Raw genomic sequence first — 12,542 nt, forward strand, 5'->3', positions numbered from 1 at the left:
AACGGTAACATCTTTATTCACCCAATCTGTTGGTGCGTTATCGGTTGTAACAGGTGAAGTTGTGTCATCAGGTTTTTTATAGGTGATTCTTGCGTATCCATTCCCTGTGTTACCTGTTTTCGTCTCGCCAGATGGAGAAGGTATGGATTGGTTTCCTGCAATGGTCTCACCATCGAAAGCCCCACCAATATAACTCGATCCGCCGCCACCATAACTTTTAAATATCTTTTCTGTACCATAATAGCCTCCATACCAACCGCCACCACCACCACCTGAATAAAACCCCTCAATGGAAACAGGTTCCCCTTGTCCGAAGCTGTATCCATTTGTTTGAGTAGCCATTTTATTGTTGCCATACGAAGGTCCGCCAGAACTACCGCCAGCATAACCGCCATCTCTATCAGACTTCCCTCCACCAGCTACACCGCCACCGCCGCCGGCTACTATTAAAATGGCAGATGTGTTATTCCTTAGACTTGCAAGCAATCCATCCACCGTGGCGATATGGGTAGCACCACCGCCACCAGATCCCCAGCTACTGTCTCCACCACCGTTATAGCCGCCCTTATTTTCATCATTTACAGCATTTTCACCTTGTCCTCCGACGACGACATAGATCGTTTCGCCTTTGGTTAAACTGACTTCTCCTTCTGCGTAGCCACCCAGACCGCCTTGATCGGAATTGCCAGGAAAGGTCTCGGTACCATTATCTCCGCCTTGTGCACCCCAAGTTGTGAGCTTGTATGTTCCAGTGTAAGGAACAGTAAAACTTTGAACGTTACCTGTGTATTGAAAATCCCACGAATTTGAATCTGCATATGCACTTGAATTGCTTATTAATGGTATTCCTCCCAATGAAATCCCTACCGATAAAACTAAACATGATAGTGTCTTTTTGGTAAATATTTTTGAAATTCTTTTCAAACCATTCTTTTGTTTATGTAACCACTGGCTATTCAGAACACATCAACCTCTCTATCTAGTTTTAAATTGTTATTACAACAAAACTATTTTTTATGGTTGTTCAAATCGAAATCATTTGAATATTCAGACTGAATTGCCGGCAAAAATTTAGAGATCCACCCTTCACGTAATTATGATTGCAATTAACCGCCCCAAAAAAATAACCAGTATTTAAAATTAGAAATGACATTCCCCCTTAAAAAGAATTTAATAATACGTGAAATTATACGTTATAACAAACAAAAGAATTCTCATGATTTGTATTTTTTCAGAAAATAGAAATTTTTAAAATTTATTTTATGAAGATAAAAGAAAAGATTTTAGGTTCTAGTGCAAAAACTTCAAAATATCTGCAGTACCTCCCCATACTTGGACATACTGATACCAGTACTCTAAAAAAAGACATGTTCAGTATGGAAAAGCAAAATCTATTCAAGTGGAAACATTATCAACCTGATATTATTTTATTAACCGTGAGATGCGACTTTATTTCAAATTTACAGTAAACATCAAAAACCCCCTCTTATTAACAATGCTAAGAGGGATTTTTCTATTACTCTACATGTAATATGTGTACACCACTTAAGGCATATGATCTTTTAAATCTGCTAAAGGTATAAGTTTGTCGACAAGCCATAACTTCTTATTTCCATCATAGATAAGATTTATTTGCATTAATGACATATTATCAGATGAAACACCATTAACTGTAATTTTACTTTTCACTTTTGCTAATACATTTGCTTTTGTAGTATCCAAAAATGCATAATACAACTCGCCACCTGTGTATTCAGATTGAAATGAAACTTTCTTCTTTTCTTTCTCATCTCCAGTTCCAGGAGCAGATTGCGTTGGTCCACCTGGTGGTGTTAATTCTTTCTTTGCATTTGGTGTTATATATGCATCGATATTAGCAAGGTATGATTCACCTTTACCCGTATCATAAGTACGGAAAGCTTTAAGAAATCGTTCTGCCGCTTCCTTTACTTGTTGTTGATTATTACTCTTTAGAGCTGACAATTCCTTTTCCGTATCGTTGTATTGTGCCTCCACCTTTTCCACTTTTTTCGTTAATTTTATATTATCAGTTTTAAGTTTTTCATTATCAGATTGATATTTTATTAAAAACCCTACACTAGCTATTAATAAAATTGCTATTATAATGGTAATTTTATTCATCATTTACCTCCTTTTCGCAGTTTCATAAGTTGCTAGATGTTACATGCATTATTATCTAACTACACGACCATATCCCGCAAAATGCTGTTGAAAATATGGTTTACTTAAATCAGCATAGCCAATCGGGTCGCCAGCATGATACATTGTATTATTTCCTACATAAATGCCAACATGCGTAATGTAGTTACTTGTAGCATAAGTACTATGGAAAAACACTAAATCTCCTGGCTTAGGATCTGTTATACGTTGGGTTTTATCCCATTGGGTTTGTGCAGTACCAAATAAATTAATACCAACTCTTGAATACGTATACTCAATAATTCCACTACAGTCAAATGAAGTATTTGGTGTTCGTCCTCCAAACACATATGGCCATCCTTGATACTTTAGTGCTTCTGCCATAATTGCTTGGAATACATCATCACCTAAAACGCTACCGCCAGCAATTCCACCTGAACCACCAGGGGTTTGACCAGGTTGATAGTATCTCATAATATGTGGGACATAGTCTGGATCACCATAACACCAATTATTAGCTACTGCCTCTGCACTTCGCCACGAACCACATTTATACCCATTTTTAGCTGATTGCTCTGCAGAAAATGCCCTTGCATTCTCGTGTGTATATCCACCTTTAGAAACTGCATAGTTAGCGTATCCGGTCCCGTAGTTATAGCATTGTAATGTAGTATTTTGATCACCATTTGATTTTTTATGACAATCAGCAAAATGCATTAAACCATATTTGATACTTTCCTCTGGATCAGTAAAATACCCCGGAGGATACCCTTGTGATTCTGAACTTTGCATAACATCCAATTGTGTTCCAGAACTTTCTTGTTGAATAAGAGCTAATATTAATGGAGTCATTGCTTCTATGCCATGTTGCGCCGCATATTTCCTTACCAATGGCTCCCATCTCATTACTTCAGGACTGACACTTGCAGTACCCGGTGCAAAAGGACCACCAATTCCTCCAGGACTGACTTCATCTTCACTCATTGTGGCAGTTAATAAAAATATCACTATACCTAAACCTAAAACAACAGCCATAATAACACCGGCAACTATTAATAACGGCTTTGCAACAGCAACTGTAGCTGCCTTCTGTGCTACTTTTACTGCTACTTTCTTCCCTACTTGTGCAACTGCTTTACCCGCTACTTTTGTTCCTTTACCAGCCATCTTCCCTAAAGAATGGCCTGCCTTTTTCAAGGCAGGCTTAGCATTCCCTAGTTCAGCTTCAGGATGGTGTTCATTTTCAAAGTCGCGATTTGGTTCCGCACTCAATGTATAAACCCTCCCTCACGAGCTGAATTTTTTTGTTTTTTGGTTTCTTTTGCTTTTATATTTTTTAACGTATTCCCTGAAAGAATTCTCCTCCCTCAAGCGTGTGAAAGGCGTAGCCCAACGATAAGTGGGAGATGAAATTCGGTTTGGCATAGCCAAAACTTTTAATAAACTAACCATATGAAGTTCTTTGATAACTTGATATAGAAGGTTGCAGGAAGAAAATAGAGTGCGAAAAACAAGCCATTCGGTTCCTGCGTAAAATATCAACCGTACCAAAAGAGCGTCCATACGTTGGACATCTAGGGGTGGAACACCCCGAAGTAACGCTCAGGGAGACGAAAGGTTACTTTCTTCGCGGAACTGAGAAGCTCCCACTTCAAGCTTTGCTAAGTGGCGAGTAGTTCACGGCTTCTTGTTGTGTTTGTACTTTCGGTCAACTTTTTTAATTACTGCCCCTTCTTTTACATGTTGTTGATTATTCACTTTGGGAACATTTTTAGTTTGTTGTTGATTAACTGGTTTTACCTCTACTGGTTTTTGTGGTGTACTCACCTGGGAAGTAGTGACTGGCTTACTCTCTATTGGGTTCGCTGGTAATTGTGTTGTTCCTGACTGTGGTGCTGTAATTGATTTGCTCTCCATCGGATTAGCTGGTACTGGTGTCGTTCCTGACTGTGGTGTTGTAATTGATTTGCTCTCCATCGGATTAGCTGGTACTGGTGTCGTTCCTGACTGTGGTGTTATAATTGGTTTATCATCCGTTGACTTAGTTTGACCCGTTGGTGTTTTAATTGCCGCTACTGGTTTTACTTCCGCTTTTACATCTTCTTGCTTATTCTCGAGACCACCATTATTTTGAGTCGCAGCCGGTCTGATTTGGGCTTTTACATCTTCTTCTTTATCTTTTAATTCTGCTTGTTGTACTTCAGGATTATTATCTTGAGATTTCTCCCTTACTGCTAATTCTGTATTTTCTTTAGTTGCGGCTACTTCTTCCTGAACCCTTTCTTGCTCCTGTTTTCCTTTTCTATCGCGAACACCTAAGTTTTCTTCTTTTTTCATTTGATTAATATTTTTTTCTTTTTCTGCTTGCATTTGCTCTTTTTCCTTACGCTTACCATCTGCTACCTTTTCTTTTCTATCAGCATAGTTTTCTTTCAACTGTTTAAACTTACTATAACCTGATTTACCCATTTTCCCGGCCATTGCCGCACTTGCAACACCCGCGGCACCAGCTACTGCTACACCTCTTCCAACTGTCTTAGATCCACGTCTAACATCACGATATTTCTGCCTAATATTACTCATAGCATCTGATGCTCGGGCTGCTCCTGCACTTGCTGGTACTGTAGTAATAGCATCGAAAATTGTTTTACGATATAACCAAACACCTAAGAACGAAAGTACTTGTAATGCAGCAACTACTAAATAACCATACTTATCAGTTGCGCTATATAAGATTGAAGAAACCCAAAACATTAAAGTTAATAGAAAACCAATTGCAACTTTCATAAGTAATGTTCTAAAAAGTTCAGCTAAAAATCTCTTTGCTGTCCCGGCCCACGCTGGTACTAAAGCCATCAATAACATTACTGGAGACATTAAAGCCACAATGATGAACATCAATTGATAGAATAGCATCGCCATACTACATAAGCATAAGACCACCCATAATGGTCCATTGATTACAAAAAGTAATAGTACTAATGCGCCACGTTCAAAGGTAGCGTCTAATTCCAGAATTTTATTATTTTCATCTTTCACTTCATGTTCTAGAAGCTTTTGTCTCTCATCAGTATTAGTAGTTGTTAGCATCTTTTTAATTCTTTCATCACCAATTTTCTTCATATCTGTTGTACCAAATTGTAATAATGTATAAGGTTGTTTAATTAATAGAGTATGTGTTAAATCGGTAATGGAATCTACACCACTTGAATAACCTTCTTTAGTCCCTGCAATACTTTGAGTAGCATCAAGAACTGTCTTATTTGTTTGTTCGGAAAAATTGTTTAGACCTTTAATGATATAGCTTGAGTTTGCAAAGAAACCCAATGTAAAAACTAGAATACCTAAAGCTTTCAATAAGCCGCCTAGCATTTCTGATTGACGTCGCTCTACAAATCCAACCCATATAACCCAGCAAGCTAATAATGCTAACATAAGGCCTATTAGCTCACTGTAAATGCCACCTGAACCCCAAGAACCATTAAACCCTGCTGCTTTAGAAATTACATCGCCCAATTTATCTCCTACATCAGCTACAATATTGAGACTCATAGATTGCCCAACCATACTTGTTACAAAAGTACTAACTGCAAGATTAAGAGTCCATCCAATACTAATAAGGCTAAACAATACAGCGACCATTTGTTCTTTTACTTTATCTCCCCATCTCCAAAATTTAAGGGATTCACCAAATCCACCTTCTGGTGTGTAAATATCAATTCCATAACTACTTGGAGGATGTTCTTCGAATTTTAATTTTTCTTTATTCTTAGGAATAATATCATCTAAAAGAGATGGTCTGGGTTCCTCATCTGCATATACTGGTGCAGCTTTAAAAAGTAAATTAAATGCTAAAAGCAAAGTACAAATTAATAACAATAGGGTAATAAGCTTTTTCATCTCATGTTACTCCCCCTTTTTATGGGAAAACCTACTAATCGTTTGAACTAAACTCGCTTGTTGGTTTAGTATCTGCCACTTCATCAATTTCGTTTCGATAAGGAGCAGCATAACTACGTACTTTAAAACCCTCACCTGTTCGAACTACCCTTATCCACTTCACTTCTTTATCGATGTTTTTAGGGGGTTTTTTGGAGCTAAAGTTATACATAATTGTATCCTTATCCACCACATACTCTTTTACTTTATAATCTTTGTAAGATAATTTATTTTTAGGTCCTTGATTTCGGTCCAATATAGTATCTTTATCCCCATCCACTACGAGTTTAAGTATTGTTTTATGATCACGCTGTAAATCAGCTTCTACAAAATCTAACATAACTTCCCTTGGAGTGTGCCCCTGTTTATCTTTTTCTTCCCCAACATTTTTTTCACTATTTCCACATGCTGCACTCAGGAAAAGAGTACCTACACATAGACTTGTTAGCATGATTTTTTTGAATTTAGTTTTTAACATATTAACTCACTCCTACATTTATTTTTTCTCCCCCTTCTTCGACAAAGGTTGCATTAACTTCCTGCCTTTCATCATCATTTGACTTTCTATAATTCTTTCTTGCATTTGGTCTTGTATCAAATGCATCGTATAAATCTTTAAACACTACATCCATTGTGACAACACCTGTTCTTCCTTGGATATCTTGGAATAAGCATTGTCCTGTTTCTAAATTAGTAACAATCGCATGATTTTCCTCATTATCAGGTAATCCAAAGAAATCTAAGATTGAAGAAATCTCTTTACTATCGGTATTACGGAATGAGAACTTCATACCGATATTATTCTTAAATGTCTCATCTCCAAGGTCACTTGCACTTTGAGTTGCAAAGTATACTGCAGAGTTTAAAGCACGACCTTCACGAACTAGCTTACGAGCTAACTCTCGCCCTTGAGAAGTTCCCATGATTGCCCATGCTTCATCTAATAGAACAATTTTGAATTTAGTAGGGTCCTTTTGAAAGAATTTTCTTGCAAAAGAAGATAGAGACATCAGCATACTAACTGATAAATTTTCTTGTAAGGTGTAATCTTTCGGATCTTTTTGAATATCTGGCATATCAAGATGCTGAATTTGTATGATATTCACTGCTGTATCAAGTTCAATATCTCTATTTGTTCCATCCCCAAAGATTAAGTGTGCAAATGATAAATTCTCAAATGCTTGAATATGAGCGGCTAATTGTTGATCCACTTTATCATCACTATCTTCAAGGTATTGAGACACAGCTGTTAAGCACGGCTCTTCCATTCCTGCTACGAATTCTACGGCTGAAGCTAAGCGCGGGAATTTCTCCGAGTTATCTGGTTTAATACCTGTAATGAAAGTAAGAATTGTCATCGCTAACTCAATTGCATCTTTCCGACTATGTTTATGAATGATAAATGGGTCTAGTTTCCCTTCATCTCGTCTATCAGTCCCTAGTGTAATTACGTTTACTTTACCTTCTAGACCGTGTAAATCTTCTGTCCAGTTTCCCCTCTCACCTTTTGGATCGACTATCAGTGTTTGAGCTCCTCCAAGTACGGCTAGGTAAACAATTAAGTTCGTTCCAAATGATTTACCGGAACCAGTACTTCCTGTTACTGCAACTGAAAGTGCGCTTGTTTTTTGATTTGCAACGGTATTTGTTGCTGCAAGTGAAGGTGTCATATAAACTGCTTTGTTTAAAATACCAGTTGTTCCAATATAAAACCCGATATTATCTCCTAAATCTTGTGTTGCACCAAACATACCGGCTGCTAGAACTCCAGGTTCCATAAAGTGTATATAATCATTTACATATCTTCTTGAACCAGGGATAAATTCATTAAACAGTAGGAACTGATCTCCATACGGCCTTACTAGTTCAATCATCATCTCTCTATAAATAGAAATAAGTGAATTTGTATTTCGACGCATTGTATCTAAATCTTCAGCACATATACAGAAAGATACCGATGTTTTAACTAATGGCATACGTGTCTTTTGTATAAGGGCTTGTAACTCAGTAGCTTCCTGAACACCTTCATACACGTTTAATCCAACAGTTTGTGCATTTTCCCTTGCATGCATTTCTTGATCTTCTAAATCCTTTTTCTTCTTATTTAGTTTAGATAGTGCTTTACGATGATTTATGTTTTCTGTACGGACACTTAATTCAATAGGGAAATCTATGTTTTGAATCATATACATCCACTCTTGGTCTGGAAACTCCATCGTATATGGGATTTTAGATGTAGATAAAAAGCTCATATATGCTGGATATTCTAACCCGTCGGTACCAATCTGGGACATTTCAATATGTCTTCCTTTAACATCAAATTCTGCTTCGGATAATCGTAATAAGCTTTCTTGATTTGGTATGATTGCAGAGTCGTCATTTTGTACGGGAGGTGTCCATCCAGCAGTTACTGGCGCCTCTAATGTGCGATAGAAGTTTCTTAATATAATCCATTGCGTTTCATTAGTTTCTAGAGCCCTTACAGCCAAATGTTTTCTTATTTTATTTTTAAAAGCGCTAGCTTCTCTTTTAAACATCTCCAAATCAGTTTTTAGTATTTTGGTATCACCAAGTAACCCAAACTGTTCTGCAGTGTTTTTAAAGGTATGAAATGCTGTGTACAACATTTCTTTAAACCCTTCTTGTATGTGTCTTACCTTTAATTTCACGCCAATAAAATATTGGTACTCTACTGCATTTTTACCAAATTTTCGTTCTAGCTCATGTACGACATCATCTGTATGATCAATTGCAAGTTCTTTTAATTCACCGCTTACTGTTTCTTTGAATTCATCTGCTTTTTCTTGGAAGTTCTGATAAACAGGAATCATTAAGAGGTGCTTTTCTTCATCAAAATTCCAAAACAAGCCAAGTTGACGCATGAATAAGGTATTTTTATCATCATCTCCTCGGAACTCGTATGGTATTCCGTATGCCTCATAATACGCCCAGCAAGAGCCATCTTGGTTAAAAATCAAATTATTGTGAAAGTATTTGACTGGAAATTCAACCTGATTCATTTTACCCTCCTTAGAGAAGAATATGAGACTAAAATAATTCTTCCGTATAGATTAATTAATTACTTATTATTGATTAAATCATCCTTGAATCGTATTAAGGTTTTATATTGATAGTTTCCAATATTACCAGTTGTATCTTTATAGCGGCTAATCTTCTTACTTTCGAACATAAACACGAAAAATCGAAATAAAAATTTATGCGGGCTTTTTCCATCCAATTCTACATTGCCAAAGAAATATGCTATTCCACCTGGTAATATTAAATATTTTAAAAACACATTATTTCCTAAAGGTAAAAACTGATCTAGAATTAAAATTAAAAGTAAAGATCCAACAAAGAAGCCCAACTGTCTATAAGGAACTGGGAAAGGGAGAGTTAAGTCCCTTATCCCGTATAAACTCTTAGGAATATCCCATATCGAGTTGTATGTCCTAACTTCTTTACGAGTCGGCTTTTGAGTCATTTCTACCAACCCCTTTAATATTTTTAGAGATTTTTAATTTATTACTTGAATACTAAATTATATAATTTTGTACCAAGATCTTTGAAAATGTCTGGTGAGAATACAAAAACTGATAATAGTGCACAAACAATTATCCAACCAAGTAAACCAGCCATTTGTCGTTTAACTGCAAAGACGATTACTCCAATAAGTGCTACAACTAAAAAGATCGGGCCCAATTGAGCTACTAACCAGTTTTTAATATTTACTCCAAAATTTATATTACCTATTACAGCTGCATCTGTAATAGCAGGTAATTGCTGAGCAACCATATCTAATCCCAAAAGCTCCATAATTATTTACCCTCCACTTTCTCTAATGTGTTTTCAAATTTTTTCATAGAGCTAATTGAAAACTTATTATCTTTATTTACTAGATTTAAATCATATGTGTATGTGTACTCTAAGCTGCTATCGTTGTCTTTTAATTTGGCATCAACTAAGACTCTGTACCCTTTATCCTTATCTTCATAAATCCGCAAGTTTTCTAATTTGCTAAATGTCATAATACCTTTTAGTCCATTTGTTATATTGCTTTTTTCAAAGTAGTAAGCAATTTCTTCTGGTGTTCCTTCTGTATACACTTTAAATACAGATTGCAAAAATTGTTCTACTTTTTTTATTTCTGCATCTGTATTTATTTCTCGTCCTTCTGGTTTAAATGTAGCCACTTTATAAGATGCCTTTTCTCTCTCTCCATGAACGATTGTAGGATTGTCAGGAATCACCATCTTCTCTTTCTCCATTAAGATTGGAATAGAGAAGTACCTTGTCACTTCTTTAGGTTCTTTTGGTGTATCTGGGGCTTGAGTCGTTCCAGGAGCTGGATTATTTACAGGTTCTAGTTTTTGAATGATTTTCAATGTAACTTCTGCTTCATTTCCTTTTTGACGAACCTCTACAGCTTCTGACTTAACTAACGTACTAGAAGCATTTTTTAAACTATCCCTATTTAATCCTCCTTGCTCATCGGATCCTTCAACTAAATATTTTTCTAATCGTTTTTTCCGTGTTTCAGCTACATTCATATCAACCTTCCAGTTAAAATAATCAGCGGCAAAACTATTGGCATATGCAATTAATTCTGCTTCCGACATCTTAACTTTTACGGGTTCCTCCTTCTTTTCTTGAACAGCTACTGCTGTTGGATAAATGAAAGGGAGCTTCCTGCAAACACGAATCCCATCACACACCAAAATGTAACCTTACCTACTTTTCTTCCTGTTATAGCTGGAACTTTCTCCCTCGTTTTACGTGTCTTCTTTTCTTTAAGTGCTTCTGAATTTTCTTGTTGCATATCTAATAGTTCAGTTGTTTTATTCTTTGCCTTTTTAAAGAATGTAAATTTCTTTTTTTCGGCGTTTTTCTGGGATTTCTTTTTTACCATGTCTTCACCTCTCTTTTTAAATGGTTAGGAGATTACAAGGTTCATTGTAATTTCCACTAATTAACTATCTACTTTAAGTATGATTTAATTTTTTCGGAAATCTAAGAGAAATAAAAAAAATTATGTTTTATATCAAAATTTTTTTAGGAAGATTAAACCTAAATATAATGTTTATTAAAGTACATAAAAAAACCAATTCCATTAAGAAATGAAATTGGTTTTACACAGGTTCTATTCTCTATAGTAAGTATTACACAATATAAAAACCTAATATAATATATATCTTTAATATATATAAAGAAAAAAGATAATACTTTTATACAGAGAAAAAATCGTCTTAAAACATTGCTGTGCTAAGGGTTCATCATTACTCTAGCCGTAAAAAATCATAAAAAGTAAATACTGGGAACGTACTTAATGGGTTGGATGATGATTAAAAACTACAAAATATCGTAAAGTAGGTATATAAAAACTACATATAATCATCGTTAATTTGATGCGAGTGAATGAATAAATAATAAATACAAATTTTGCTGATTTATGAACAAGCTTTCCACATTTCTTAAAAACTACACACAATTTATTAACAAATTGGTCAAAGTTAGGAACAGAATCCACTTTTTAAACATAACTAACAGAAGTTTTTCTGATTTTAAGTAGATTTAGAGATAGAACATGATAAGAACAGTACTTAAGGCTTTATGTTATACACATCATGTCAAAATTATTAAGATATCAACAGAATTATAAAAAATATTTATGCTTTTTTGTAGATGAAATGACACAAAAGGATTGAAAATTCAGATTTAATAACTCAGAAATTGTGAATATCTCATTTTGATTTACATGCAATGTATGTAATTGCATAAAAAATAGAGAGGCGTGATCATTAAAATTGAAAACTTTCTCTCTGTTTTGTTTGAAGTAATGCATTTCATAGGGTATCTTCAACACGAATAGCCCTCCACTTTTGTTTTTTCAAAAATAGAGAGCTGTATCTTTACATTGCTGGAAGCAGCTGATCAACTGAATGTGGTGTTTCACTTGTTGAACGGTAGTATGCTTCTAAGGACTGTAGAAACTGAATTAAATCAAAGTCTTCAGGGACCTCAATTACACGAATCTTTTCTTTCGACAATTTATCAACTTTTTCAATGAACAGTTCACGAATATCACTAGGCATGTTAGTTCCTTGATGCCCGCTAGACTTTAATAGTTCACGGATTTCAATTTCTAATGCTGTATATGCGTTAATATTTACTCCTTGCTCATAAGCATATTTTCTAAATAGGGATTCCTCTTGATACTGCATGTAATTACGATGGTAAGCATCTAAGGTTACAGGTACAGCATATTTCGCATGAAGCAGGTCATGCGCTTTACGGAATAGCTTTTGAACATTGCGTAAAGAGTATATAGCAAAATGAGTACCAAATTTAAAAATGGCCTCTTCTTGTTCATGTTTAGGTACATTGTGTGTAATTAAAGGATAAATACCAGTTTTAGCAGCTGTGTCTAATACACGATATTGAGA

General features: G+C 35.4%; 7 protein-coding genes and 4 pseudogenes. 1 reads left to right on the plus strand and 10 read right to left on the minus strand.

The annotated features are described in order from the left end of the window. A partial coding sequence (locus JDS92_RS27630; protein WP_242476050.1) for a glycine rich domain-containing protein occupies positions 1 to 855 on the minus strand: 855 nt, incomplete at its 3' end. A gap of 521 nt (positions 856 to 1,376) precedes the next feature. Between JDS92_RS27630 and JDS92_RS31650 the strand changes: the two are divergent. Next, positions 1,377 to 1,442 (plus strand): annotated as a pseudogene (locus JDS92_RS31650) (IS6 family transposase); the annotation flags it as partial. Positions 1,443 to 1,545: 103 nt separating this feature from the next. Here the strand turns inward: JDS92_RS31650 and JDS92_RS27635 are convergent. From JDS92_RS27635 to JDS92_RS27675, 9 genes and pseudogenes are all read right to left on the minus strand, one after another. Beyond that, positions 1,546 to 2,142: a hypothetical protein gene (locus JDS92_RS27635; protein WP_199632859.1), complete on the minus strand. Its 597-nt coding sequence runs from the start codon at positions 2,140 to 2,142 to the stop codon at positions 1,546 to 1,548. 51 nt (positions 2,143 to 2,193) lie between these two features. After that, positions 2,194 to 3,432, minus strand: coding sequence for a bifunctional lytic transglycosylase/C40 family peptidase (locus tag JDS92_RS27640; protein WP_098756013.1), 1,239 nt, complete (start codon positions 3,430 to 3,432; stop codon positions 2,194 to 2,196). Positions 3,433 to 3,811: 379 nt separating this feature from the next. Then, positions 3,812 to 6,060: pseudogene (locus JDS92_RS27645) on the minus strand (CD3337/EF1877 family mobilome membrane protein). 34 nt (positions 6,061 to 6,094) lie between these two features. Continuing rightward, positions 6,095 to 6,577: a hypothetical protein gene (locus JDS92_RS27650; protein ID WP_097956996.1), complete on the minus strand. Its 483-nt coding sequence runs from the start codon at positions 6,575 to 6,577 to the stop codon at positions 6,095 to 6,097. Between the two features lies 1 nt (position 6,578). Further along, positions 6,579 to 9,119, minus strand: a complete 2,541-nt coding sequence (locus tag JDS92_RS27655; protein ID WP_199632861.1) for an ATP-binding protein — start codon at positions 9,117 to 9,119, stop codon at positions 6,579 to 6,581. Positions 9,120 to 9,178: 59 nt separating this feature from the next. Continuing rightward, a complete protein-coding gene (locus tag JDS92_RS27660) occupies positions 9,179 to 9,583 on the minus strand; it encodes a TcpE family conjugal transfer membrane protein (protein WP_199632862.1) in 405 nt (134 codons plus the stop codon). Between the two features lie 41 nt (positions 9,584 to 9,624). Next, the gene (locus JDS92_RS27665) at positions 9,625 to 9,915 is read right to left on the minus strand and encodes a hypothetical protein (protein WP_000421392.1); all 291 of its coding nucleotides are present in this window, start codon (positions 9,913 to 9,915) and stop codon (positions 9,625 to 9,627) included. A 2-nt stretch (positions 9,916 to 9,917) separates the two neighbouring features. Further along, a pseudogene (locus JDS92_RS27670) lies at positions 9,918 to 11,008 on the minus strand (conjugal transfer protein). A gap of 1,000 nt (positions 11,009 to 12,008) precedes the next feature. Next, positions 12,009 to 12,542: pseudogene (locus JDS92_RS27675) on the minus strand (hypothetical protein); the annotation flags it as partial.

Origin of the sequence: Bacillus cereus group sp. N12 (assembly GCF_016483575.1) — a bacterium.
Classification (GTDB): Bacteria; Bacillota; Bacilli; order Bacillales; family Bacillaceae_G; genus Bacillus_A; species Bacillus_A toyonensis.